A 26,403-nucleotide genomic window follows, 5' to 3' on the forward strand; every position below is an offset into this window, starting at 1 on the left:
GCTACCAGGCGGTGGGAATCTCCGCACCCTCGAATATTTCGGCAAGGCGCTGCCGGGTTGAAGGCGTCGTGTCCTTGGGCAGGTCGTCGAGGCTGAAGAATCGAGCCTCGGCGATCTCGCGGTTGGGCGTGAAGGGCTCTGTCTGGCGGAACGACCGGCATATGTAGAGCGCAACATGATCGCGTTTCGACGCATGAGCATTGTGATAGATCGCAAAGAGCTCTGGCCGGCCGGTCAGTTCGATGTTGCCCTCTTCCATGAGTTCCTTCGCCAGTGTCTCTTCCATTGTGTGACCAGTCTCGACCCCGCCGCCCGGAAACTGCCAGCCATGCACATAGGTGTGGCGGATGAGGAAGACCGTACGCGCTTTTTCATCGATGATGACCCCGCGTGCACCGAGGGTCATGGGGCGCCGCAGCAGGAAATAGGCATGGAGCACACGGTGGCGCCAGGTGGTACGCTTGTCGGTCATTCTTTCCTTCTTCAGGTGGAACAGTCTAACCTCGCGACTGTTTTGTTATCGGGTGCGCCGTTCGCGCGAAACGTTCTACCACTGGATTTAGCCGTCATACTCTCCTAAAGCTGAAAAATGTTCCGTCTTGCCCACATCTCAGACATACATTTATCGCCGCTTCCCGCACCGAACTTGCGGGAACTGATTTCCAAGCGCATCACCGGCTATATTAACTGGCGTTCCAACCGCAAGGGAACGATGACCGGGAGCACGCTCGATACGCTCGTTGCCGATATCCAGGCGCACACGCCCGATCACATTGCGGTGACCGGCGACCTCGTCAATCTGGCGCTCGATGAGGAACTGGAGACGGCAGAGCGCTGGCTGAGGACGCTGGGCGACCCGTCCAATGTGTCCGTCGTTCCCGGCAATCACGATGCCTATGTGCCCGGCGCGCTGAAGAAGGCGCGGCGCCTTTGGCAGCCGTGGATGCGAGGCGATATCGAAGCCGCCGAAAACAAGCCTGTCGAGTTTCCGTATCTTCGCGTACGCGGCGACGTGGCGCTCATTGGCGTCTCCTCGGCCCGCGCGACCGCCCCCTTCATGGCGACGGGCGACATTCGCGAACGCCAGGCGCGCAAGCTCGGCGAGGTTCTCGATGAGACCGGCAAGCGCGGGCTCTTCCGCGTGATCATGATTCATCACCCGCCGGTTCGCGGTGCGGCGCCCTCGCACAAGCGCCTTCTCGGGATCGGTCTCTTTCAGCGAACGGTTGCTGAATACGGCGCTGAACTCGTCCTCCACGGCCATACGCATCTTGCGACGCGCTACACGATCAACGGACCGGACTGGGAAATCCCCGTGGTCTGCGTGCCGGCCGCAAGCCAGGGTTTCGAGCTCGGACAGCACAAACCACCAGCGGGCTTCAATCTTTTCACGATCTCGAAGACCAATGCCGGATGGGAGTGCACCATGGTGGAGCGTGGCATCGTCGACGCGCAAACGACGATCCGTACGATCCGCGAGCACAATCTTAAGGTAGGCAAGGTGCTCGCCGGGATCTGAGGCTCAGTAAGTTGGCTTGATGATGCTCCAGAGGTGGGCAAGCATGCCGCTTGCGCCGATTGTCGCGCCTATAGCAAGGCAGACAATCGCGATCAAGAAAACGGTCAACCCGGCAGTCCTCGGCGCGGCGGCAGCCGTAATCTCAGCTGGTCGCGCGATTGCATTTCCGGGGTCGATACTAGGTTCCGGCCGCAGGGAAACCCGCTCGCCCTCCATCAGGCGCTGCCGCTCGACGATACGCTCGGCGATATAGGTCGTGACCGCTTCGGAGACGGGCTTCACTTCGGGTGATTCCGCAAGAACGATCCGGCCAAGGCGCGTATCGCGCACGAAACGATAGGTGCGCCGATCGCGCGCCATCATCACATGGGCGGTAGCGTCGATCCAGAGACGCGGCTGCACTCCCCTGGAAATGGCAAAGTCCCACTGCGGATCGTCGGCAGGCACATCAGCGAAGACCGGCTTTAGATCCTCAGCAAGGATTTCGATGCGCGCCAGATCGGCTTCCTTCATGTCGACGACGACATCGCCGCGATCAGCGGCCGCAATCTGAACACCCCGAATTGCTTCGGCGAGCCGGCGTTCGTCGGGCGTTCTCTTCTCGCGCATTTCATTCATCGGCGTTTTCCGGCAAGGAGGCGATTTTACCAATCCTTAACGACAAGTCGCGGCAATTGCATCAAAAACGTACCCTTGCCGCATCGCGTGCCCAGAAATGGGTGAAGGGCCCGAGGGCCCTTCCATTCATTTGCCGATGATGCGGTTGGCGGCGGAAATGATCCCTTCGAGGGATGCCGTCACGATGTTCTTGTTGATCCCCGCGCCGAAGAGCTTGCCGCCCGGATATTCGATTTCCATGTAGCTGATGGCGGCTGCGTCGGAGCCGTGCTGCAGCGAATGTTCGGAATAATTCACCACCGACAGCTTGATCCCTAGATAGTGGGACAGAGCATCGATAAAGCCATCCACCGGCCCCGTTCCACGCCCCTCGATCCGTTTCGTTTCGCCGCGATCCGTGATTTCGGCGGAAAGGATACGCATGCCCTTGCGCTCCGTATCGGGATAGGTGTGGTGGTCGACAAACTTCAAACGCGCGTCCGGCTGCTCGACATAGAGTTCCTGGAAGCGGTCGTAGATCCGCTTCGAAGGCATTTCCTTGCCTTCCTCGTCGGTGATGTGCTGGATGTCCTCGCGGAACTCCACCTGCATGCCGCGCGGCAGATTGAGGCCGTAATCGGCCTGGAGGATATAGGCGATGCCACCCTTGCCCGACTGGGAATTGATGCGGATGATCGCCTCATAGCTGCGGCCCACATCCTGCGGATCGATCGGCAGGTAAGGCACCTCCCACAGGGTCTTGTTCGCCTGCTTGATCGCCTTCATGCCCTTGTTGATCGCGTCCTGATGCGATCCGGAGAAAGCCGTGTAGACCAGTTCGCCGACATAGGGATGACGCTCGGGAATGACGAGCTGGTTGGAATATTCGTAGACTTCCTTCATGCGGTTGATGTCCGAGCAGTCGATCTCCGGGTCGACGCCTTGCGTGAACATGTTCAAGGCCAGCGTGACGATGTCGACATTGCCCGTGCGCTCGCCATTGCCGAAGAGCGTACCTTCGACGCGGTCAGCGCCAGCCATCAGGCCGAGTTCCGTAGCAGCAATGCCCGTACCGCGATCATTATGCGGATGCAGTGAAATGATCAGGTTCTCGCGATTGTCGAGCTGGCGGCACATCCATTCGATCCGGTCGGCATAGATGTTCGGCGTCGACATTTCCACCGTCGAAGGCAGGTTGATGATGAGTTTGTTATCCGGCGTCGGCCTGACGATCTCGGTCACCGCATTGCATATTTCCAGTGCGACATCGAGTTCGGTCCCGGTGAAGCTCTCCGGCGAATATTCAAAACGGTAGCCGCCACCGGCTTTGGCAGCCATGTCGGTGATCATCTTGGCAGCATCGGTCGCGATCGACTTGATGCCGTGGACATCCTTGTTGAAGACGACGCGGCGCTGCAATTCGCTGGTCGAATTGTAGAAATGGACGATCGGCCTGTGCGCGCCTTCCAGGGATTCAAACGTACGCGTTATGAGTTCGGGGCGGCACTGGACCAGCACCTGCAGCGATACATCGTCGGAAGCATTGCCCTCCTCGACACACCAGCGGGCAAAATCAAAGTCGGTCTGGGACGCGGAGGGGAACCCGATTTCGATTTCCTTGAAGCCCATGTCGAGCAACAGCGCGAACATACGCACCTTGCGGTCATGGCCCATGGGGTCGACCAGCGCCTGGTTGCCGTCGCGCAGATCGACAGAGCACCAGATCGGCGCCTTTTCAATACGTTTCGACGGCCACTGCCTGTTGGTGAGTTCAACGAACGGATAGGGTTCGTACTTGTTGCCGGCATTGGGCATGCCGGCGGTCGGTTTCCTCGGAGCGATAATATCGGTCATTGTGCTTCTCGTTTCCGGCCGGATACGCGACAGTTTCAAGCGATCTCGGCACTTTTTTAAGCGTTACATCGGACTTGTAAAGGGTAAGGAGCAGAAGCCTGGCGGCACTTTCGACCGCCGGACGCTCCTCTCAACGAGCCCGGCGGTCGCCGATAAGGTCGAGGAGAAGCGGAAGGAGGAAGGCGCGATTCGTCAAGCCTGCAAAAGCGGACAAGGCGAAGGACTTGTGGGTCGGGCGCGTTCTCATGGGCCAGACAAATAAACGACTGTCTGGCCAGATGCAAGGATGAGTTTCGAGCGGATCAGTTCTTTTTGAGCTGGGCCGTCATGCCGGACAGCCATTCGCTGACGACCTTGACGTCTTCCTTGCCGAGGCCATGATCAGACTTGATCGAACGGGCTTCGACGCGGGCGCCGTGCGAGCGCAGCATGTCTTCGAGCGCCGGCGCATAAGGCGCATAAAGCTGGTCCGTGGCGCCCGAAACCGTCAGGACACGGGCGTTGGCAAGGTTCGCCTCGGTCGATCCAGTCAGAACCGGCATCGAGCGTAACAGCACGGCCTGTTTGACGAGGTCCGGATAAAGCATCATCACCGCGTTGACGAGGTTCGCGCCGTTGGAATAGCCGAGGAAGGTCGTGCGCTTCGGATCGATCCTGTATTGCAGCGCGGCCTGCTTGAAGAAATCGGCAAAGGCCTTCGCCTCGGAGCGGATATCCTTCTGGTCGAAGCTGATCGGGGTGAGACGGCGATACCATCGGTTGGAACCGTCCTGCACCACACGCCCGCGCACGGCGAGGAGCAAAGCATTGGGCGCGATCTTGGCGCCGAAGGAAACGAGGCTCGTTTCATCCTGCCCAGAACCATGGAGAAGCACAAGCGTATCGCCGTTCGGCGCGTCGGGGCGATAGATGCGGTATTTGAATGGAAGATCGGCATGAAGCATGCCGTCGCTTTGCGGAATGATTTCACCCTTGATCGCCTTGTTCAAGATCGTGGCCCCACCTGTTGTGAGCGTATTGACCGGCGTCGCCTTGATCTGCATCGCTGGCATGGCCTTGCCTTTTTGCGAGCAGGCATCGGCAGCGGTATTCTTATCGATGTCAGGCGTCGGATCAACCGCGTTCGAACGCACCTCGGCCTTGCCGGATTGCGGTTTCTCACAATCCGCTATCCCGATTGCGTGCGCCGATTGGGCCGCAGCAGCAAGTGAAAGGCCTGCGATAAGTGCGTAGAGATACGGTTTACCCATAAGTTAATCCTAAAAGTTAAAGGTTAACCAAGATTGTAAACAGCCGCGGTCGTCCGCTGGGCGCTGCCATGCCTATTGGCGCTCGATTCAGAAACTGGAATGATGCGTCCCGCCAATTTATGTCCCCTGACGTACGCCCCCTGCGTCGCGTCAAGATGAATTCGCATTGCTGGGCAATCACTCGCCCAAGCACCTGCTCTATGTCAACATAATTGTAACGAAATCATGACGAACTGAAACAGTCCGTTACATTTTGTTGCGGTCGTGCATCGATTTCCGGCAATTTAGCCGATCAAATCCTTGAGCTTGACATGCTGGAGCAGCATGACGGTCTTGGCATCGACGATCTCATGACGCTCCACCCGGGCAAGCGCATCGTCGAGGGTCATCTCCAGAACTTCGATGTCCTCCCCTTCGCCCTCGTGCCCGCCGCCATCGGAGATGCGGTCCGAAGCGTCGTAGACGGCGACGAAGAAGACCAGCCGCTCGGTAACGCTGCCCGGGCTCATGAACACGTCGAAGACACGCTCGATGTCGCGCAGGCGATAGCCGAGTTCCTCTTCGGTTTCCTTGCGCGCGGTCGTTTCGGCATCATTGTCGTCGAGAAGTCCGGCGCAGGCTTCAATCAGCATCGGATCGTGTCCCGTCACATAGGCTGGCAGGCGAAACTGCCGGGTGAGCAGCACCGTCCCACGCGATGGATCATAGGGCAACACCACCGCGCCATTGCCGCGATCATAGACTTCGCGCTTGTGCTCTTCGATACGGCCGTCGCGCCGGGCCATGTCGTAGGTATATTTTTTCAGTGTGCCCCAGTTATCGGAAAGGAGTTCGACCGACTTCATGCGCACGGGACTGTCGTTCATCGAAACGCTCCTGCAAAGGGATGGACATATCAGGCAAAGGGAACGGCGGCCGTTCCAATTGGCAGCTTGGCTTCGTCCTCGGGTTCAACATGAATGACGACGCTGGCCTCGGGGATCTGTTCCATAAGGGCATTCTCGATCCGGTCGCAGATCACGTGGGCGTCGCCGACGCTCATCTTGGCATCGACCACGAGATGAAACTCGATGAACGTTACCCGGCCGGCAACGCGGGTCTTCAGGTCGTGAACTTCGAGTGCGCCGCCGGCATTGGAAGAAATGACGTCGCGGATCTGGATCGTCTCTTCAGTCGCGACACCCATATCCATGAGCCCCTGCACCGAATTGCCGATGACATTCCAGCCCTGAAACAGGATATTGACCGCGACGATCACGGCAAGGAGCGGGTCGAGGATCGTCCAGCCGGTGAGAACTGCACCCACCAGGCCAGCGAATACACCGACCGAGGTCACGACGTCAGTCATCAGATGTTTGCCATCGGCAAGGAGCGCCGGCGACTTCGCGATACGTCCGCGATTGATGAGAACGGTCGCCCAGATGGCGTTGATGGCAGACGCACCGCCGTTGATGGCAAGACCGAGCCACGGCTGGTCGAGCGTCTTCGGCGTCTGCCATGCGAACCAGACCTCGCGCAGGATCAAAAGTGCAGCCACGATGATCAGCGCGCCTTCGAGCACAGCCGAGAAATACTCGGCCTTGTGATGACCGTAAGGGTGATTCCGGTCGGCAGGGATATGGCTGACGCGGATCGCCCACCAGGCCGCCAGGGCCGCAACGACGTTTACGATCGATTCGAGCGCATCGGAATAAAGCGCGACAGAGCCGGTCACGTGGTAAGCGACGTACTTCAACGCCAGCACAGTGCAGCCGATGATGATCGACCAGAACGCCAGTCGCTGAACTGTAGTTTCTTGGCTCATGCTCAAGCTGCTCGTTACTTCGCTGCCCGTATCAGGCAACGCGTTCCTTGGCGCGTCGCGGCAGATGCGCCACGACATTCTCGATCATGCGCATACCAGCATTGTGGCCGAGTGTCATGATGGATTCGGGATGGAATTGCACCGCTGCAATGGGTTCGCTCTTGTGCTCGAACGCCATGATAACACCATCCTCCGTTTCCGCCGTGACGACGAATTCGTCCGGAAGCCGGACCGGATCGGCAAAGATCGAATGATAACGGCCGACCGTCACTTCCTTCGGAAGGCCCGAGAACACCTTGCCCGGCTTGGTAATGCGAATGCGCGAGGGCTTGCCATGCATCGGCACGTGCAACTGTCGCAACGTACCGCCATAGGCTTCTGCCAACGCCTGAAGGCCTAGGCAGACGCCGAAAATCGGCAGCTCACGTTTGCGCGCCTTCTTGATCGTCGCCTTGCAGTCGAAATCCTCCGGCGTGCCCGGTCCCGGCGAGAGCACGACGAGATCAGGCTTGATCCGGTCGAAAATCTCATCCGGAACCGGCGTTCGAACCGTGGTCACGGTTGCCCCGGTCTGGCGGAAATAATTCGCCAATGTGTGCACGAAGGAATCCTCGTGATCGACGAGCAGGATCTGCAGGCCCTCGCCCACGCGCGCCACGGCGCGCTCCTCGGCAAGAATGTTGGTCTTGTGCGCATCCCGCACCGCAGCGATCATCGCCGAGGCCTTGAGTTCGGTCTCGGCCTCCTCTTCCTCGGGAATGGAATCGAAAAGCAGGGTTGCGCCGGCGCGAACCTGCGCAATGCCATCCTTGATGCGAATGGTGCGCAGCGTCAGCCCCGTATTCATATCGCCGTTGAAGCTCACCATGCCGATGGCCCCGCCATACCACGCGCGCGGGCTGCGCTCGTTTTCTTCGATAAAGCGCATTGCCCAGAGTTTTGGCGCTCCGGTAACAGTTACCGCCCAGGCATGCGAGAGGAACCCGTCGAACGCATCCATATCCTCGCGCAGACGACCCTCGATGTGGTCGACCGTATGAATGAGGCGGGAATACATCTCGATCTGGCGACGGCCGATGACGCGGACCGACCCCGGCTCGCACACGCGGCTCTTGTCGTTCCGGTCGACGTCCGAACACATGGTCAGCTCGGACTCGTCCTTCTTCGAGTTGAGCAACTTGATGATCTGCTCGGAATCGGCAATCGCATCCTCGCCGCGCTTTATCGTACCCGATATCGGGCAGGTCTCGATGCGGCGACCAACGACGCGCACGAACATTTCGGGCGAAGCACCGACCAGATACTCGTTGTCGCCGAGGTTGATATAGAACGAATAGGGCGACGGGTTGATGGCCTTCAGACGCCGCGAAATGACCGACGGCGAGGTTTCGCAGCGTTCATAGAATGTCTGGCCCGGCACTACCTCGAAGAGGTCGCCGCGCTTGAAGCTCTCCTTGGCCTTTTTTACGAGTTCGGCATAGTCGCCCGGATTGTGATCGCCCCGGCCCGGTATCGTGGCGGTTGGCTTGAACGGCCTTGACTCGGTTTCGCGGGGCAAGCCTTCGGTCGAAAGTCCGTCAAAGGTGTAGTCGTAACGGTCGAGCCATGCCTTGGCCGCATGGTGGTCGACGACCAGAATCTCGTCCGGAAGATAAAGCACGATGTCGCGCTGGTCGTCTGGCCGTTTCAGCTTGTACTGGACCGGATCGAACTGGAAGGCGAGATCATAGCCGAAAGCGCCGTAAAGTCCGAGGCTTGCGTCGTCCTCGGTAAAGAAGAGGCCGACGATGGCACGCAGCACCGTAAAGACTGACGGAATGCGCGAGCGCTCTTCCTCCGTGAAGTGACGGGTCGGCAGCGCTATCTCAAGCTCTATCTTTGTGGCACTCGTGGCAGCGACCGATACTTCGTCCAGTGCCGCGACGGTCTTGCCGATGGCAACGAGAAGGACTTCGCCGCGCTTGTTCAGCGCCTCGATAGTCATATGCCGGCCATTCGAGGTGATGACAACGGGCGGATCGACGATCGCCGTATCCCAACGTGTATAGCGCCCGGGATACTCGTAATTGGACGAAAAGACCGCGCCGCGGCGCTCGTCCAGGGCATCCACGTACCTGTCGATGGCGCTGGCGTAGGCCGTGCCGATGCGCTGGCGCGAAATTGTTATGCCGCCTTTGGTGTCGAAGATTTCGACGTCGCCCTCAATTCTATGCATCTTGTTCTCCGTCTCGTTGCATTTGGCCTTGGGGGCTTCTGGCGATAAACAAAAAGGCCGCCCGGAAAACCCGTTGCGGCCCTGTTCCCTTTACGCATGCAAAAGGCTGTGCGGCCGCTAAGAGCGGAGCCACCACCAACCAGTGTTGTTAACGTGCGTATTCATGCGCTGATTGTTAGCGGCAGCCGAGGCTGCTTGCAACTGCAAAAACGCGAGGGCCTTCGCGGATTATCAGAAGAGCCCCTCGATCAACCCGTCTTCATTGAGATGGATACGTTCCGCGGAGGGCGATTTCGGCAATCCCGGCATGGTCATGATCTCACCGCAGATGGCGACGACGAAGCCGGCGCCGGCAGCAAGGCGGACCTCGCGCACATGCACAACGTGATTGACCGGCGCGCCCCTGAGATGCGGATTGGTTGAAAAGGAGTATTGGGTCTTGGCCATGCACACCGGCAGATTGCCATAGCCCGCATCTTCCCATTGCCGGAGTTGGTCGCGCACGCTCGAATCGGCATCGGCCTCGGCACCCCGGTAAATGCGTTTGACAATGGTTTCGATCTTGTCGAACAGCGGGAGTTCATCCTCGTAGAGCGGCGAGAACTGCGCCGATCCGCTTTCTGCAAGTGCGACGACCTTGTGCGCGAGTTCCTCGATGCCGGCCGAGCCTTCGGCCCAGTGGCGGCAAAGCACGGCTTCAGCGCCGTGGGCGGCGACGAAGGCCTTCAGTGCATCGATCTCGCCTTGCGTATCGGCGGTGAAATGATTGATGGCGACAACGACGGGCACCCCGAATTGCCTGACATTCTCCATATGACGGCCGAGATTGGCACACCCAGCCTTTACGGCTGCGATGTTTTCCCGGCCGAGATCCTCGCGGGCAATGCCGCCATGCATTTTCATCGCCCGGACGGTTGCGACAATGACGGCGGCAGCAGGTTTCAAGCCGGCCTTGCGGCACTTGATATCAAAGAATTTCTCGGCCCCGAGATCGGCACCAAAACCCGCTTCGGTCACCACATAATCGGCAAGCTTCAAAGCCGTCGTCGTCGCGACGACCGAGTTGCAACCATGGGCGATATTGGCAAAGGGGCCGCCGTGCACGAAAGCGGGGTTGTTCTCCAGCGTTTGCACGAGGTTTGGCTGCATCGCATCTTTCAGAAGCACGGCCATGGCCTTGTCCGCCTGAAGGTCGCGCGCATAGACCGGCGTCTTGTTGAAGCGATAGCCGATGATGATCTCGCCGAGGCGCTGTTCGAGATCAGCAAGGTCGGTGGCGAGGCAGAGAATGGCCATGACCTCCGAGGCGACCGTGATATCGAAGCCGGACTCGCGCGGAAACCCGTTGGCGACACCGCCGAGCGATGTCGCAATGTCGCGCAGGGCGCGGTCGTTCATGTCCATCACCCGACGCCAGGTGATGCGGCGCGTATCGAGATTAAGCTCGTTGCCCCAATAGACATGATTATCGATCATTGCCGCGAGGAGGTTATGCGCAGCGGTGATCGCATGGAAATCGCCGGTAAAGTGCAGGTTTATGTCTTCCATTGGAATGACCTGCGCATAGCCGCCGCCTGCCGCACCTCCCTTGGTGCCAAAACAAGGGCCGAGCGACGCTTCGCGGATACAGACGATCGCCTTCTTGCCGACGCGGTTCAACCCGTCGCCGAGCCCGACTGTCGTCGTGGTCTTGCCCTCGCCTGCGGGTGTCGGACTGACGGCCGTTACAAGAATGAGCTTGCCATTCCTGTCCCCCCGCTTGGAGCGAATGAATTCTGCTGAAAGCTTGGCCTTGTCATAGCCGTAGGGAGCGAGGTGCTCGGGTGGAATGCCGATCTTCGCACCGATTTCCACGACCGGCTTTTTTGCCGCGTGACGGGCAATCTCAATATCGGATTTGATGACAGTCATCGCATTCCCCCCATATTGCTATTCATCAAATAGCATTCCGGGAAGAAAATGGGGATAGTCCGATCGTACTATCCCCATTGGCATCGATTTTGCCGCTGCCTATTCGCCCATGGCGATCAGGCTGGCATTGCCGCCGGCCGCGGCAGTATTGACGGAAACGACCTGCTCAAGCGCAAAACGTGCGAGATAGGCGGGCCCGCCAGCCTTTGGCCCGGTACCGGAGAGACCCGACCCGCCGAAAGGCTGCGTACCGACGACGGCGCCGATCGTGTTGCGATTCACGTAGACGTTGCCGACGTCGAGCCGATCCACGACCTTGTTCACGGTGGACTCGATGCGGGTGTGCAAGCCGAAGGTCAGGCCATAGCCGGTCGACGCAATCTGGTCGAGCACCCTGTCGAGGTCCTTGGCCTTCCAGCGCACGACGTGGAGCACAGGTCCGAAAACCTCTCGCTCCAGCACTTCCGGCCGATCGAGCTCGACAATATGCGGCGCAAAGAACAGCCCGTCATTCGGGGCGTCGCCGGCATAATGCACCTTCTGGCTCTTGCGCATGGCCGCTATGTGATCGCGCAGCATCTTGCGCTGGTCGTCATCGATAATCGGCCCGATATCCGTCGAAGGCAAAGACGGATCGCCAACGGTAAGCTCCTTGGCTGCACCCTCGATCATCTCGAGCATATTGTCGGCGATGTCCTCCTGGAGATAGAGGATGCGCAGTGCCGAACACCGCTGGCCGGCCGACCGGAAAGCCGACATCACCACATCGTCCGTGACCTGCTCCGACAGGGCCGTGGCGTCGACGATCATGGCATTGAGCCCGCCGGTCTCGGCGATGAGCGGAACGATCGGTCCCTTCTTCGCAGCAAGGGCGCGGTTGATTGCCCAGGCTGTGTCGGTCGAACCCGTAAACGCAACGCCGGCAATCTCGGCGTGCGAGGTCATGGCCGCGCCGACCGAGCCATCGCCCGGGACATAGAGCACGGCGTCCTTTGGCATGCCGGCTTCGTGCAGAATGCGAACAGCCACATAGGCGATCAGCGGCGTCTGCTCGGCAGGCTTGGCAATGACACTATTGCCCGCAGCCAGCGCTGCGGTTACCTGGCCGAGGAAGATCGCCAGCGGGAAATTCCACGGGCTGATGCACACGAACGCGCCCCGGCCGCGATGACGAAGCTTGTTGTCTTCGCCCGTCGGTCCCGGCATGACCTTGTCGGCACCGAATTGCCGGCGCGCCTCGGCGGCATAGTAGCGGCAGAAATCCACTGCCTCGCGAATTTCGGCAATGCCGTCATCGATCGTCTTGCCTGCCTCGCGCGAAAGCAGATCGAGCAGGTGATCCCGGTTGTCCTCAAGCAGGTCGCCGGCCCGCTCCAGCATCTTCGCGCGTGCATCGACAGCAACCCGCGACCATGCCGAAAAACCCTTGCGCGCAATCGTAACAGCTTTTCCAGCCTCTTCTGCGGTGGCAAACACGACCGAGCCGACCTTCGCGCCGTTGACGGGCGAGATCACATCCTGCGGCTTGCCCGAAGGCTTCAACCCATCGATCAGCGGAACGGCGTTGACAGAGCGCGACGCCTTGGCGATCCCGCCGAGAAGCGCTGCAAGTTCCGTGCGCACGCCAAGTTCGACACCGGCCGAATTGGCCCGCTTACCATAGATTTTCGGCGGCAACGGAATGTTGGGATGCCGGTAGCCCTTGCCGTCATTCAGCTTTTCGGCCGGACGGACGAGGAGATCGGCAATCGGAATGTCATTGTCGCCCACGACCGAAACGAAGGAAGAGTTGGCACCATTCTCGAGGAGCCGGCGCACAAGATAGGCAAGGAGATCGCGATAGCCACCAACCGGCGCGTAGATCCGGCAGGCGATCTTGTCGCCCTTTTCGGTTATCTGCTTGTAAAGGCTTTCACCCATTCCGTGCAGGCGCTGGAACTCGAAACCGGTCTTGTCGTCACCGGCCATTTCCAGAATCATCGCGACCGTCAGTGCATTATGGGTAGCAAATTGCGGGAAGAGCCGCGGTCGCGCGGCCAGCATCCGCTTGGCGCAGGCAAGATAAGACGCATCTGTCGCCGGCTTGCGCGTAAACACAGGGTAGTCGGCGAGCCCGCGTTCCTGCGCACGCTTCACCTCCGTATCCCAATAGGCGCCCTTGACCAGGCGCACCATCATCTTGCGGCCGTGCCGGGCCGCGAGGCGATCTACATGCTCGATAACGTCGAGCGCCCGCTTCTGGTAGGCCTGGATGGCGAGCCCGAATCCGTCCCAGCCTGCGAGAGAGGGATCCCCGAAAACCCGGTCGATCACATCAAGCGAAAGTTCGAGCCGGTCAGCTTCTTCGGCGTCGACAGTGAAATTCAGATCGTAGGACTTCGCCTTTTGCGCCAGCGCCAGCAGGTCAGGCACGAGTTCGGCCATGACCTGGTCGTGATGTGTGGCGAGGTAGCGCGGGTGCAGCGCGGAAAGCTTGACCGAGATTCCCATGCGGTCGGGAAGCTTCTTGTTGCCGGTCGCGCGGCCGATGGCGTCGATCGCATCGGTATATGACTTGAAATAGCCGCGTGCGTCTTTCCGGGTGCGCGCGCCTTCGCCCAGCATGTCGAACGAGTGGCGGTAGCCCTTCGCCTCGTTGGTGCTGGCGCGTTTGAGGGCATCCTTGATTGTCTCGCCGAGAACGAAATGGTGGCCGAGATAGCGCATCGCTTGCTTCGTTGCGGTACGAACAGTCGGCAGGCCTATGCGCTTGACCAGCGATGAGATGACGCCTTCCGGCGTCTCGCCCGGCTTGATGACCTTGGCGGAGAGACCCAGCGCCCAGGCGGAAGCCGAGACAAACCAGGTATCGCCGCTCGGCTCGTGTTCGGACCAATGGCCCTGCTTGAGCTTGTCTTCAATCAGCTTGTCTTGCGTCGCCGCGTCGGGGACCCTTAGCAGCGCTTCGGCGAGAACCATCAATGCCAGCCCCTCGCGGGTCGACAGGCCGTATTCGCGCAGGAAATCCTCGACCCCGCCAATGCCGCGCGCTTCCTTGCGGATAGTGGCGATATACCTGCTGGCGCGTGCGTCGATACGCCGGTTAACATCCTCCGGCAGCGCAATCGTCTTCAGAAGGCTGGCGACGAGTTCCTGGTCGTCGACCGCGTAGGGCGCGGAAAAATCATCGGTTGTGGGCATTTGAACGGTCATCATGGTCCCCTTATTGATTTTTCCCATATAATCTATTCTACTTGGTCATTCTCACCAATGAGTGACGCATATTTGATGAAAAAGACCAAAAACGAGGTATAATTTAGTGATGAAGAATCTGGATAGCCTGGATCGCAGGATCTTGCGCGAGTTGCAGAAGGACGGCCGCCTTTCCAACACCGAGCTTTCCGAGCGTATCAGCCTTTCGCAAACGGCCACAACCGAACGGGTAAAGCGCCTGACTCGCGATGGCTATATCCTTGGCTATACGGCAAAATTGTCGCCCAAAAAACTCGACCGCGCAATGCTGGTCTTTGTCGAAATCAAGCTCGACCGCACGACGCCGGACGTATTTGCTACCTTTGCCGCCGCCACGCGCCGCAACCCCGATGTAATGGAGTGCCATATGGTCGCCGGCGGCTTCGATTATTTGATCAAGGCCCGCGTCGCCGACATGGAGCACTACCGGCGGTTTCTGTCCGATGCCCTTCTTTCCTTGCCTGGAGTGCGCGAAACGCACACCTACGCCGTTATGGAAGAGGTGAAGGAATCGTCGGCCTTGCCGGTCTGAACCCTCAACCGCATACCTTACGACGCACAACCGCGCATGCGTGGTGAACGCGGACGATTTGCGCCATGACTTGAGCGTTGAAGACAGAAGCACCCGCGCCGGGCCAGCGGCGTATCGGACAGGATAGGCTTTTCCGACTGAGGCAACAGCCTTGCCATCAAACTTGGAGGTGTATGCTCATGCGGAGTTTGCCGTTTAGCATCACCCTGTTCGTGAAAAGGATCCGGAATCGCTGGCAAGTGATCCAATTCAACTAACCAGGAAAGAGGGTGGGCGAAAGCTCGCCCTCACTCCAGCATCAAATATAGCAATTTACCAAGCCAAGTCCACTACTGCTGCAGCACCTGCTTTATGTCGATAAGGTTTGAGCGCACCCGCAGGATGTAGAAACCCATCGTCGTCAGATGGTTCGGCAACAGCCAACCGCCCTCGCTGCCATTGGCGATGATCCACGGCTTGATGTTGAGCGCCGATCGCAATTGTCCGTCCATGCCGTCCCAAAGCGGTGCCAGATGCTTTTCCTGCAGAACCTGGTTGAAGTCGACCTGCGCCGCGTTCATGAGACCGTAATAGGCATAAAGTTGCCCGTAGGCGAACCAGAAGCGGTCGTCGGCGCGGAAATCGAACCAGCCGTAATTATTGTTTTCGGACCTGTCCTTGAGAATGGCGGAAGTTCCGCCGATGTCGTTGGCGATGCGGTCGATGAACTGGATAAGATTGTCGGCGCGGGCATCGAAGATGGCGTTGCAACTCTCAAGCTTGGCGTTGAACGTGCGCAGGTCGCGCACGGCCGAGCGGTAATAGCTCGGCGTCGGCGTCTTCGGACCGAACGGATTTAGGCCAAAATACCAGGAATCTTCAGCAAACTGCAGGTTGCCGCGTGCCTTCTGCAGATCTGCATCGATCTGCGACGTGCCGCGGATACGGCCGAGCGTATCGACGAGTTCGACCGCGGTACGCCGCACCGCATTGTTGATGCCGCGCTGGAACGACGCCTTGTTGTCCATGAAGGGCGTGTCGTCCCAATCCTTGCCGAAAAAGCCGAGCTTGTAGAGCAGCATGGATGATATCCATCCATTCTGGTTCACGTTGAAGTCGGTCAGATCGGCCGTCACTTCGACGATTGCCGAACGTGCGCATGTCTTTGCGCCGGTTGCAGCCGCCTGCGCTATCGGCTCGCCCGCGGGGACGTTGCGGCTCTTGAAATCATAGACATTGACGTAGTCGGGATTGAAATTGGTCCAGACCTGCGTGTTGTAGAAGAAATAGCCGTAGAGCCCCAGCCAGACCAGGACCAGAACGCCAAGCACAGCCTTTAGAATGAGGCCGCGCTGACCATACCATTTGCCGATCCAGATGAAGGGCCAGAGGATCAGACCGATCAGAAAACCGATCCCACGCCCGATATAATAAAACAAACGGCTGAAAAAATTGATCACGGGCTCGAGCATCCTGTTTCCTCGTTACTGTTCAAGTCCATAGAGCCGTTTGTCCAGCCCCTCAGGCTTCTCACATAGGCGGTTTTGAAGGTGCGGACAATGTTGCGTTGCGAATTAACACCGCTGCCATGAGACGGGTAATCGTCTCATGTATAAAACTACGACAACCCGTACATCTTCTTTCGCAACCCTTCCTTGTCCTTAAGATACTTCGCCTTGAGTATGTCGACGACGTGCTCCTGGTAGGCCGGGTTCCACGTCTGGTAATCGGCATAGAACCCGGGCTTGTTGAAGACATAGCGGGCGAGGAAATCAAAGGGGACGAAATCGCTGATCAACTGATTGACGAGCCAGGCGTCGGCGTGGCGCGGTGCGGCACGTACGACGAGGAACCGTCGCTTCGGCTCGATCTCCGCCATGTTGAGCTGGCCGGTCTGGCTGATCTCGCGCTTGGCGGCATTGAGGAACGGCCAGGTGCCGTCATGATTGATTGAAGCGGCATTGGCGTGGATCCATGTCTGCAGCCAGATATGGTCGATGTTGCGCAAGTCGCGGTCGGGTTCCAGCGTCTGGATGAGATGGCGAATGACCATCTCACCGCGATTTTCCAGGTATCCGGACTGTTCGATCCAGGATGCGCGCGGTAATTCAAGCCGTGAGGTCGTTGCGAGGAACTGGAAAACCGCTTCGGCGTCCCGGATCGAGATATAGTTCACTTGCCAAGGGCGCGAACGGCGAAAGCCGGGTGCCGAGGGATCGCCGATGACGGTCGTAGTGTTGTCATCGACGAAGACATATGTGCCGCCGAAATGGCTGGTCCAATAGGCACGGTGGCGGAAGATCACCTTGTCGGGCACGAGCGAGTTCTCGCGTATGTCTCCAGTGACCTTGGCAAGCGATACCATGCGCGTGATCATGGCATCGTCGCGCCATGCGTCCGGCTCGTTCTGCAGCCGGTCGACGAGCAGCCGCAGTTCCGCTGCCTGGCCCATGACATTTTCGGCCGAAAGCACCCGGAATTCCACCTGATTGATCGAAAGCAAATCCTCGATATCGTTGACCACCGACACCGAGTCTTCGATCTCCCCGTAGATGACGTCCTTGATCGTCAGCGCATTGATGGCGCGGGCATTGTTCGAAAAGAACTCATACATCAACTGCGATGTGTTGGAGAACTGGGTGTGGACGACTGGAAGGTCGGCCTGCGCCGGCGTAAGGATGATGAAGCGGCGATTGACGCCGTTCGGATCGAGATAGGACGGGTCCTTCAGTTCAGCGGCAATTTCCGGCGAGAACCCGGTGCGGTCGATATTGAAGGCACTGAGCTGCGTTGCGGCAAAACCAAAGGCTGCGAGCGCGCGATTGTAGCGTTCGATCAGATGCGGATGGTCGACGTTAAGTAGGCGGCCATAGATCAGTTCGTTTTCGTAGAGCAGATCCACCGATCATACCCCCCTGCGCTGCCGGGCATCTTCCCCACAAGTGGGGTGATCGGCTTTGCCTGAAAGCGACGCGAGACTAAACATCCCACTGTCCTTTCGCCTTCAAGGTCTCGACTTCGCGCACCGCTCGCTCGCGCAGCCTCGCGTCGCGGACCATTTTTTCCACGGCAGCATCATCGGACTTGTCGGCGTAGCGGAACTCGGAATCCGCATAGCGGTTGGTTTCCTGCAGCACCATTTCCATCGTGAACGGCTTACGCAATTCCTCGATCATCGCTTTCTTCTCGTCATAACCCTTGTGCATGAAGGTTTCGGGCTTCTCGAACCATTCGTCAGGTAACTCGACATCCATCGCCCGCATCTTGATGGCATCGGTGACATTCTTGATGGCGCGGCCGGTAAAGCGCGGTTCGCGCTCCTTGATCATATGGAGGTAGGTGCCGATATCGGCGAGCGTCTCCGGCGCGCCGTTTTCGGCAATGAAGCGGTCATATACAGAGCGAAGCCCGTCCTCCTGTGGCTCCGAAAGTTGATCATAGGCGGTCTCGACAGCGCGTTCGATCTGCTGTGCCTCGAAAAGCTTGTGGTCGCCTAGCGGAATCTTATGATTCTTGCCGGCGAGCAGCGCAAAAATGTCGATATAGTCGTCGCGGGATTGTGGGCCGTCCACGAGCCAACGGGCACCTGCCCGCTGGCGCAGGGCATCGTCGACATTCTCCGGGTAGTTGGAAAACATGCCGAACGCGCAATTGCCGCGCACAACGGTCGAGGCTCCGGAAAATGCCTCCATCAAAACGCCGGTGATTTCGTGCTGGCCGGACGAGGCGCGATCATCGGAGCGCTTTGCCGCCACTTGGTCGATATCATCGATCGTCCCGAAGCCGATGGCGCGCGGGTTGAGCACATTGGTGACGAACTGCTTGCAGTTCTGCCCTGACTTGCCCTGATAGGACGAAATCTGGTCGACGCCGAAATTCTCATAATGGAAGGGATAGCCCGCGACCTGGCAGTAATCATTGACGAGGCCGGCGATCATCTGGATGAGCGTCGTCTTGCCCGTTCCCGGCGCGCCGTCGCCGATGAAAGTGAAGAGAAATCCGCCAAGCTCGACAAAGGGATTGAGCTGCCGGTCGAAATCATAGGCCATCAGCATTTTTGACAGTTTCAGGGCCTGGAACTTGGCGATGTGATTACCGACGACTTCATCGGGTTTCTTGAAAGTCATCGTCAGCGGCGTGCGCTTCTTCGATGGCGCAACGTCGAAACCGTCCAGCGTGAAATCATCGCTGTCCAGCCGCAAATGTGTGTTTTCGAAATTGCCCAGGCCATCGAAGCGCGCCTTGCGACGCAGCAGCCCTTCGATCGACTGCGCAGCGAACGCCTTGGCTCGCGAGAGCATGGCCTGTTCGTCACTGGCGCCGGAGATCGTCCTGTCGAGCCCGGCAATTACCGATTTCAGCGCATCCTGCGCCGTATCGAAATTGAAATCGGGTTCGGCAATATCGCTGACGGGTTCCGCATCGGATTCGACAAACTGCGCAAGGTAGGCCGCAAGTGTAAAAGCCGCAACGTAAGCCGCAGCCGACAAAAGCCGCTTGAAGTGGCTTGCATCCTCACCCTGCAGCGGTGCTGACGCATTGCGGGCACCAAGGCTCTCAAGGTCGCTCTGACGCCCGAAAATATCGGCAACCGCAAGCGCGACGGCGACACCCCGGCGGGCGCGAAACAGCAATGTATGCTGCGCGATCGACAGCATCTGGTCGTCGGGTCGAACGGACTGGATCGACTTTGCCAATTCGACTTCGCGCGTCTTCCGCAGACCGCCAGTCGAAATGGTAGGAACGAAACGTCGGCCGGTTCCGGCGATCTCGGTGGCGGCTTTGCCCTCGCCAGTCTCAAGAGAGACAAAACGCGTCACCATCGCCTGCGCCACCGCCAGATGTCGGGCAATGTCCTGTTCGCTGATGGTCGTCAGACCGATATCCATGGCCGTCTCCTCAAATGCGGCATCGCCTGCCGGCGAAATCCGGGCATCTAGATGCCGCTTATCACCTGGCCGTTGGACAGGATATGCGTCTGGAACCCCGTGAAGATGCGCGATGCTTCGCCAGACGCGTAAAGCGCCTGATATGCTTCGTGCGGCACCAGCGCATGCTGTTCATAATGGCTGACGCCCTGGCGCGTGGCTTCCAGATCGTCGGTATTGATGTGGAATTCCTCGCGCGCCGGCTCTGACGACCAGAGCCCTCGTTTGCCCGGCTTCTCGGCGACCGAAAATACCTCCTGCAATGTCCAGGTGAGAAGCCACGCGTCTTCCGGGCGGCGCACGCTGCCCAGCACATCGGCAACCTTCTGATTGTGCTCGGTAATACCGGCCGTATAAAACGGGCCGAGCACGAAACGGCGCAACTGCTTGGGGTGAAGCTCGGGAAAGTCCTGATCGAGGCTGGTCGCAATCGTCACCGGCGAAAGCGAATAGGCGGAATTCCTGGCCGCGAAATCATCGAAGCGGCGCGCAAGGACCGGATTAAGCAGGCCGCCGACAGGAAGCGGAATTTTCACAGCAGGATTGAGCTTGCCGTCCTTTCCGACCAGCGCCTCGACCATATCCTCTGAGGAATCCTCGATCACAGCCATATAGACGAGCGGCAGGTTTGAAGCACCGTCGAAGGCGCCCCAATGCACGACATAGAACGGTCGCATCGTCTTCGGATTGACGGAAACACGGATGGTTTCCGGCAAAAGGAAGGGTGAGAATACTTCGCCCCTTTCGACGGTCTCAAGATAAACGCGCTCCGCCATCGAACGCTGTAGGTCGTAGGGAAAGTCGCGACTGCGCAGAATGAAATCGGCCATTTCACTTCGCAGCGCCTCGGCCGGTGGTATTGCCGCAAGCCTTGCCTTGGCGTCCTTCTTGTCATTCTCAAGTTCAAGAACGTTCTGAAACACCGGAAATCCGCTATCTGCGCGCGATATGCGGAACCGTTCGGCAAAGCCGAGCCGGTTGCGCCAGCAGTCGAACGAAGCGCTCAGCCGCTGCAGGTATTGCGCGACGGTCTGGGCCACCAGGTCATGCTTGTAGAGCGGGGAATCCTGCTGGTTCAAGAATATGCCGAGCCCGTCCAGCGCAGAGCGAATGGCGCCAAAATAGCGCTCGGCCGCCCCGATGTCCGCTTTATCGTCCATAGACTAGCTCTTCACGTAGTCAGCGGTGTTGTGCTTCTTGAGTACTTCAGAGAACCGGCGCGAGAATGCGTCGTCGGCGAGCTTCTTGCGTCGCTGTATATCCTGCGAACTCACCATGTTCTTCTCATGCATTTCGAGAAGGTCGCCAATGTGCTTTTGTGCAGCGGCCCCCACACCGGCCATCGTCTCTTCGGCCGCCGTGTCGACCTTGCTGCCGAGCGTATTGATCTTGTGGGCGACGTCCTGCTGTGCCGCCGTCTTCAACGAGTCTTCGAGGGCCTTGTAAAGGACGATGCGCTGTTCGGTATCGATCGACAACTTGTTGATCAGTGTGCTTTGCGCGGCGATCTGATTGTTGAGGGAATCGACGAAGGTCTGGAACATTGAGGTGTAGCGCTCCAGGGTCTGGCTTTCGGCGAGCAGTTCCTGCTCCTTCGCCTGACGCTCATTGTACTCGGTCGCAAGCTTTGAGCGCTCGCCTTCGAGCGCGGCCCGTGCGCCCTGATCCGTTGACGCGGCGATGCGGTTTTCGATGTCGAGCAGTTGCGGGTTCAGTTCCTCGATTCGCTTCTGCGTGGCTTCGAGATTGGCGATCGTCGTCTTGCGCCGTTCGATGACAGAGGCGAGGCTTGTCTCCGACGTCTTGTAGCGCTGGTCGAGCACGCCCTTCTGCTCCTTCAGGATACCGACGATGCGATCGGACTTGGCAAGAAGCTCCTGCAGGTTGCCAGCAAGCGACATATTGCGGACGCGGTCGGAACGCATGCGCTGCATCTTCTGTTTAGAGAAGACGCCGATGAATTTTTCCCAGCCGGAATAGCCCTTCATGCTCTCGAATTCGGAGCCGAAGACGTTGGTGGCGTCCTCAAGACCGATGATGAGTTCAGCAATATTGCCTTCCATCACCTTCTGCTGCCGCAGCACGTCATCAATGCGGGCATTTTCGATATCGAAGTCTGATGCGCCGATCTTTTCATCTGCCTTGGCGAACTTGTCGAGAACGACGCTCGACTGGTCGATCTTGGTCCGCATGTCGTTGACCATGGACCGCGTCTTTTCGATTTCAGCATCGAAATTCTGCAAACTCGCCATTAGATTATTTCCTTTGTTTCCCAATAATAATTTCCGCCTCGAGCAGCGAATATAGACACGCCACACTGTGAATAAAACCCTACCAATGTACGACGACGCACAAGTAATCTATCACACTGGTGTTCTGGCCATGGGCCTTGCTATAGAACGGCGGGCATAGCGGCATGGGCGCGGTAGCAATCACATGGGTTCGACTTCCAAAACGACGCTGAAAACGGTGTTTCGCATCGACTTTCCGAATAAGGACCGGCTCGGTCGCGGGAAGATGCAATTGCTTGAGCGCATTGCCGCCACCGGTTCGATCTCGGCTGCCGGCCGATCGATGGATATGTCCTACAGACGGGCCTGGCTGCTGGTCAGCGAAATGAACAAAATGTTCGCGGCCCCGGTTGTCGATTCGCAGCGAGGCGGCAAGCAAGGTGGGGGCGCGGTCGTCACCACCTTCGGCGAAGAACTCCTCAAGCATTTCCATGCCATGGAGGCGAAAATCGCTGCGGCAATTGCCGAGGACATCGATTGGCTGGACGCCAACCGCAGCAAGACGACGACGCCGCCGGACGATCAGTAGGGCTCCAGCGCCACTGTCTTTATGATGGCAAAGACGGGAAGCCCCAGCTTCAAACCCAATCTCTCGCAGGATAGCTGCGTGATGCGCGCGAGAATCGGCGCACCATCGCATTCGATGCGGATGTCGGCGGAGCCGGCTGCGTCGAGGCTGATCGCTTCGACGGTCCCCTCGATGATGTTCAGCGCACTCAGATGCTCCGGCCGCATGGTCGACAGCATGACATCCTTGGCGAGGATATGAACGCGGACCGATCGGCCTTCGGCAATCTCCGTGCCCGAAACATAGAGGCGGGAAGAATTGAACCCGATGGTGGCAAGCCGGTGAACAGCGTCGTACGTCACGACCTTGCCTTCGACCACCGCGCCGGCTTCGCGCTTTGAGGCCGCTACCGAGACGGAGGTTGCGTTGAGAACGTCTGTCGCGGCGCCCGCCATGGCGACCTTGCCCTCGCTCAGCAGGATCACCCTGTCGGCAAGGCGCGCGACTTCCGCGACCGAATGGCTGACATAGATGATCGGAATATTCATCTCGTCACGCAGCGCCTCGAGATAGGGCAGGATCTCGGCTTTGCGGGTGTCGTCCAGCGCGGCAAGCGGCTCATCCATCAAGAGCAGGCGCGGCGACGACAAAAGCGCCCTGCCGATGGCGACGCGCTGCTTTTCACCGCCCGATAGCTTTCCGGGCCGACGGTCGAGAAGTCCGCCAATGCCAAGGAGGTCGACGATCTTCGCAAGATTGTCCGCTCGATCCTGCTTCGGCTTGAACCAGCGTCCGTAATTGAGGTTTTGCTGCACCGATAAGTGCGGAAAGAGCCTTCCTTCCTGGAACACCGTCGCGAAGCGGCGCTTGTGCTTCGGCACGAAGATGCCGCGCTGCGTATCGAGCAGAACATCGCCATCGAAAACGATCCTGCCCTCGGTGGGACGCGCCAGGCCCGCAATGATGCGGATCACCGAGGTCTTGCCTGACCCCGAACGTCCGAACAGGGCAGTGACGCCGCTTTCCGAAACGAACGCCACGTCGAGATCGAAGGTGCCAAGCCGTTGCTTCGCCTCAAACTGCAGCCTCATTCGAATTCCACCCGGCGTCCGACGAGATATGCCATGAATTCCGATGCCATCAGCGCGGCCATGGATATGACGACGGAGATCATCGTCAGGCGGAATGCGGCGGCGTCGCCGCCCGGCACCTGTGTGAACGTATAGATCGCCGCGGAAAGCGTCTGCGTTTCACCGGGGATATTGGAAACGAAGGTGATTGTCGCGCCGAACTCGCCCATCGCCTTGGCAAAGGAAAGGATCATGCCGGCAATAATTCCCGGCAGGATCAGCGGCAGCGTTACGGTGAGGAACACCCAGGCCGGGCTTGCGCCGAGGGTGGCCGCGGCATCCTCGAGGCGGCGGTCAACCGCCTCGACTGACAGGCGGATGCTGCGCACCATCAAGGGAAACCCCATCACGCCGCAGGCAAGCGCGGCGCCAGTCCAGCGAAAGGAAAGAACGATGCCGAGGTATTCGGCCAGGAATGCGCCGATCGGGCCACGCCTGCCGAACAAGATCAGGAGAATGAAGCCGGTAACGACCGGCGGCAGGATGAGCGGCAGATGGACGAGGCCGTTCAGGATCGATTTGCCCCAGAATTTTCCGCGGGCGAGCAGGATGCCGACGAAGATGCCGGGAATGAGGCTGGCAAGCATCGCAACTGAAGCAATCCGCAGCGTAAGGTGGACCGCAGTCCACTCTTCATTGCTTAATGCAAACCAGTCCAATGCATGCCCCTCGCCCGTTCAAATTGCAGGACTATCCGAACGCAAGGTCCGGATAGTCCGAGGATGTTATTTCAATACGGTAAATCCTTGCTTTTCAAAGAATGGCGTTGCCTTGTCCGATTTGATGTAGTCGAGCAGCGACGCAGCATCCGGGTTCTTGCTTTCAGCGAGGAGGGCGATCGGGTAGATGATCGGCTTATGGCTGTCCTCGGGGAACGTGCCGACAATCTTCACTTCCTTGTCGGCAGCTGCATCGGTCTGGTAGACGATGCCGTAAGGCGCCTCGCCGCGCGATACGAGCAGAAGCGCGGCACGCACGCTTTCGGCGCCGGCAACCTTCTTTTCAACCGACGACCACACGCCAAGCGACTCAAGCGCCTCCTTGCCGTATTTGCCGGCCGGGACGGAATCGACCGCCCCCATTGCAAGGCGGCCATCGCCAAGAAGCTTTGCAAGATCAAAGCCTTTCTTGATTTCAACGGGTTCCGCCTTGTCCTTGCCAGCGACGAGGACGATGCGGTTGCCCAGAAGATTCTTGCGTGTATCCGCCTTGATCAGGTTCTTCTTGGCGACATAATCCATCCAGTCGAGATCGGCCGAAACGAAGATATCGGCTGGCGCGCCGGATTCGATCTGCTTGGCGAGCGCCGAGCTAGCCGCATAGGAAATCGCCGTTTCCTTGCCGGACTCTTTCGTCCAGGCGGCGGCGATATCGTCAAGGGCGTTCTTCAGGCTTGCCGCAGCAAATACCGTGACCTTCTCCTGCGCCTGTGCCGTTGCAACCGGCCCTGCCATGCCAAGCCACGCCGCCGCACATGCGGCCGCTGCCAATTTCAACCATTGCCGACGTTGAATGCCCATTTAACCCTCCAGTTCAGGCGTTCGAGATATTTTTCTGAATATATCGGTGGGCATCATATAGCCAGTGTTATATTTCTTGAAACATATTGCTCGGTGAACGGAGGATCGGCGCATGCACCGGATAGCGTTTTTGGCATTGCTTTTCCTGAGCTTCGCGTTTGCGGCACGGGCAGAAACCTTCACCGACGCAGCTGGTCGAACCGTCGAACTTCCAGCCCGCTTCGAATGCATCATGGCGGCAGGCCCGCCCGCCTCGGTTCTCCTATATGTGCTGGCGCCGCAAAAGCTTGCAGGCTGGGTGCACGCCCCCTCGTCCGCGGAGGGCAAGCTCCTTCTCCCCGATGCACTGAAATTGCCAGAACTGGGGCGGCTGACCGGCAAAGGGAATGCGATCCGCGCCGACATCGTGACGAAGGCCAAGCCGGATTTGATTATCGATGTGGGCGATGTCAGCGAGGAATATGCAGTTCTCGCATCGCGTATCCAGAACGAGACCGGTGTGCCCTATATACTCCTCGACGGAAGCCTCGCGAAGACGCCCGAGATTTTCGAGACGTTGGGGAAGGTCGTCGGAGAGCCGGAACGCGGCACGGAACTTGCGCGATACGCCAGGATGACGCTGGACAAGCTTAATGAGGGTCTCGCCAAGATTCCCGCCGACCACCGTCCCCGGGTCTATTACGGGCGGGGCGCCGATGGAATGCAGACCGGGCTCGCCCGTTCGATCAATCTCGAGTTGCTCGACGCCCTCGGCGCCGTCAACGTTGCGGCCGAAAAGGGGCAAGGCAGGTTGACGAAAGTGACGCGGGGAGAGGTCGTCAAATGGAATCCCGACATCATCATTGCAGCCGACCCGAAGTTCGCTGCCATGGCGCGATCCGACCCTGCCTGGAGCGGCATCAATGCAGTGAAAAGCGGCCGTGTCTTCGTCCAGCCGGCACTGCCCTTCGGCTGGTTCGACGGGCCGCCCGGCGTCAACCGCCTGATGGGCATAATCTGGCTGGAACAAATGCTCTATCCCGATGTATTCCCGACCGACCTGCGCAGGGAAGCGAAAGCGTTTTACAACACCTTCTATCAGGTCGATCTAAGCGACGCGCAATTTGACCGATTATTGCAGGAAAAGCCCTAGGA

21 protein-coding genes are annotated in these 26,403 nt (G+C 58.9%); 4 read left to right on the forward strand and 17 right to left on the reverse strand.

Annotation, left to right across the window (positions count from 1 at the left end; translation table 11 throughout):
* Window position 1: 1 nt before the first annotated feature.
* Window positions 2–472, reverse strand: a complete 471-nt coding sequence (locus BM074_RS18080; protein WP_027233457.1) for an NUDIX domain-containing protein — start codon at window positions 470–472, stop codon at window positions 2–4.
* Between the two features lie 117 nt (window positions 473–589).
* Here BM074_RS18080 and BM074_RS18085 point away from each other — a divergent pair, with 117 nt between their 5' ends.
* Window positions 590–1,519 carry a metallophosphoesterase family protein gene (locus BM074_RS18085; RefSeq protein ID WP_091923859.1) on the forward strand — a complete coding sequence of 310 codons (930 nt, stop codon included), beginning with the start codon at window positions 590–592 and terminating at the stop codon, window positions 1,517–1,519.
* Window positions 1,520–1,522: 3 nt separating this feature from the next.
* On the opposite strand, the gene BM074_RS18090 is transcribed toward BM074_RS18085, so the two are convergent.
* The 8 genes from BM074_RS18090 to putA all read right to left on the reverse strand — a co-directional run bounded on the left by BM074_RS18090 (window position 1,523) and on the right by putA (window position 14,342).
* Window positions 1,523–2,137 carry a hypothetical protein gene (locus tag BM074_RS18090; RefSeq protein WP_091923861.1) on the reverse strand — a complete coding sequence of 205 codons (615 nt, stop codon included), beginning with the start codon at window positions 2,135–2,137 and terminating at the stop codon, window positions 1,523–1,525.
* 126 nt (window positions 2,138–2,263) lie between these two features.
* Entirely contained in the window at window positions 2,264–3,970 is a 1,707-nt protein-coding gene (gene leuA / locus BM074_RS18095) for a 2-isopropylmalate synthase (RefSeq protein WP_091923863.1), read from the reverse strand.
* Between the two features lie 302 nt (window positions 3,971–4,272).
* The gene (locus BM074_RS18105) at window positions 4,273–5,220 is read right to left on the reverse strand and encodes an alpha/beta hydrolase (protein WP_244532951.1); all 948 of its coding nucleotides are present in this window, start codon (window positions 5,218–5,220) and stop codon (window positions 4,273–4,275) included.
* A 284-nt stretch (window positions 5,221–5,504) separates the two neighbouring features.
* Window positions 5,505–6,086 carry an NUDIX domain-containing protein gene (locus tag BM074_RS18110; protein WP_091923867.1) on the reverse strand — a complete coding sequence of 194 codons (582 nt, stop codon included), beginning with the start codon at window positions 6,084–6,086 and terminating at the stop codon, window positions 5,505–5,507.
* 29 nt (window positions 6,087–6,115) lie between these two features.
* On the reverse strand, window positions 6,116–7,024 hold the full coding sequence (locus tag BM074_RS18115; RefSeq protein WP_091923869.1) for a cation diffusion facilitator family transporter: 909 nt from the start codon (window positions 7,022–7,024) through the stop codon (window positions 6,116–6,118).
* 31 nt (window positions 7,025–7,055) lie between these two features.
* Window positions 7,056–9,239: an anthranilate synthase gene (locus tag BM074_RS18120; protein ID WP_091923871.1), complete on the reverse strand. Its 2,184-nt coding sequence runs from the start codon at window positions 9,237–9,239 to the stop codon at window positions 7,056–7,058.
* Window positions 9,240–9,470: 231 nt separating this feature from the next.
* Window positions 9,471–11,150: a formate--tetrahydrofolate ligase gene (locus BM074_RS18125; RefSeq protein ID WP_091923872.1), complete on the reverse strand. Its 1,680-nt coding sequence runs from the start codon at window positions 11,148–11,150 to the stop codon at window positions 9,471–9,473.
* 99 nt (window positions 11,151–11,249) lie between these two features.
* Window positions 11,250–14,342, reverse strand: coding sequence for a bifunctional proline dehydrogenase/L-glutamate gamma-semialdehyde dehydrogenase PutA (putA, locus tag BM074_RS18130; protein ID WP_091924041.1), 3,093 nt, complete (start codon window positions 14,340–14,342; stop codon window positions 11,250–11,252).
* Between the two features lie 109 nt (window positions 14,343–14,451).
* On the opposite strand from putA, the gene BM074_RS18135 reads away from it, so the two are divergent.
* Window positions 14,452–14,913 (forward strand): Lrp/AsnC ligand binding domain-containing protein, encoded by a 462-nt coding sequence (locus BM074_RS18135; RefSeq protein ID WP_027233468.1) that lies wholly within the window; start codon window positions 14,452–14,454, stop codon window positions 14,911–14,913.
* Window positions 14,914–15,242: 329 nt separating this feature from the next.
* Here BM074_RS18135 and BM074_RS18140 read toward each other — a convergent pair whose 3' ends face one another.
* The 5 genes from BM074_RS18140 to BM074_RS18160 all read right to left on the reverse strand — a co-directional run bounded on the left by BM074_RS18140 (window position 15,243) and on the right by BM074_RS18160 (window position 22,072).
* Window positions 15,243–16,364 carry a DUF2333 family protein gene (locus BM074_RS18140; protein WP_027233469.1) on the reverse strand — a complete coding sequence of 374 codons (1,122 nt, stop codon included), beginning with the start codon at window positions 16,362–16,364 and terminating at the stop codon, window positions 15,243–15,245.
* A 146-nt stretch (window positions 16,365–16,510) separates the two neighbouring features.
* Window positions 16,511–17,794: a DUF6638 family protein gene (locus BM074_RS18145; RefSeq protein WP_091923874.1), complete on the reverse strand. Its 1,284-nt coding sequence runs from the start codon at window positions 17,792–17,794 to the stop codon at window positions 16,511–16,513.
* 76 nt (window positions 17,795–17,870) lie between these two features.
* Window positions 17,871–19,781 (reverse strand): AAA family ATPase, encoded by a 1,911-nt coding sequence (locus tag BM074_RS18150; RefSeq protein ID WP_091923876.1) that lies wholly within the window; start codon window positions 19,779–19,781, stop codon window positions 17,871–17,873.
* Between the two features lie 47 nt (window positions 19,782–19,828).
* Window positions 19,829–20,980, reverse strand: a complete 1,152-nt coding sequence (locus BM074_RS18155; protein ID WP_091923878.1) for a hypothetical protein — start codon at window positions 20,978–20,980, stop codon at window positions 19,829–19,831.
* A gap of 3 nt (window positions 20,981–20,983) precedes the next feature.
* Window positions 20,984–22,072 (reverse strand): coiled-coil domain-containing protein, encoded by a 1,089-nt coding sequence (locus BM074_RS18160; RefSeq protein WP_027233473.1) that lies wholly within the window; start codon window positions 22,070–22,072, stop codon window positions 20,984–20,986.
* Between the two features lie 184 nt (window positions 22,073–22,256).
* Here BM074_RS18160 and BM074_RS18165 point away from each other — a divergent pair, with 184 nt between their 5' ends.
* A complete protein-coding gene (locus BM074_RS18165; protein ID WP_091923879.1) occupies window positions 22,257–22,640 on the forward strand; it encodes a winged helix-turn-helix domain-containing protein in 384 nt (127 codons plus the stop codon).
* Here the strand turns inward: BM074_RS18165 and modC are convergent.
* The 3 genes from modC to modA form a co-directional block, all read right to left on the reverse strand.
* On the reverse strand, window positions 22,634–23,710 hold the full coding sequence (modC, locus tag BM074_RS18170) for a molybdenum ABC transporter ATP-binding protein (RefSeq protein ID WP_091923881.1): 1,077 nt from the start codon (window positions 23,708–23,710) through the stop codon (window positions 22,634–22,636). The genes BM074_RS18165 and modC overlap by 7 nt on opposite strands.
* Window positions 23,707–24,408: a molybdate ABC transporter permease subunit gene (gene modB / locus BM074_RS18175; protein WP_091923883.1), complete on the reverse strand. Its 702-nt coding sequence runs from the start codon at window positions 24,406–24,408 to the stop codon at window positions 23,707–23,709. The genes modC and modB overlap by 4 nt, the downstream gene beginning before the upstream one ends.
* A 66-nt stretch (window positions 24,409–24,474) precedes the next feature.
* Window positions 24,475–25,263, reverse strand: coding sequence for a molybdate ABC transporter substrate-binding protein (modA, locus tag BM074_RS18180; RefSeq protein ID WP_175499069.1), 789 nt, complete (start codon window positions 25,261–25,263; stop codon window positions 24,475–24,477).
* A gap of 118 nt (window positions 25,264–25,381) precedes the next feature.
* On the opposite strand from modA, the gene BM074_RS18185 reads away from it, so the two are divergent.
* Window positions 25,382–26,401 carry an ABC transporter substrate-binding protein gene (locus BM074_RS18185; protein WP_091923887.1) on the forward strand — a complete coding sequence of 340 codons (1,020 nt, stop codon included), beginning with the start codon at window positions 25,382–25,384 and terminating at the stop codon, window positions 26,399–26,401.
* Window positions 26,402–26,403: the final 2 nt, after the last annotated feature.

The organism is Phyllobacterium sp. CL33Tsu (genome assembly GCF_900113985.1).
GTDB classification, from domain to species: domain Bacteria; phylum Pseudomonadota; class Alphaproteobacteria; order Rhizobiales; family Rhizobiaceae; genus Phyllobacterium; species Phyllobacterium pellucidum.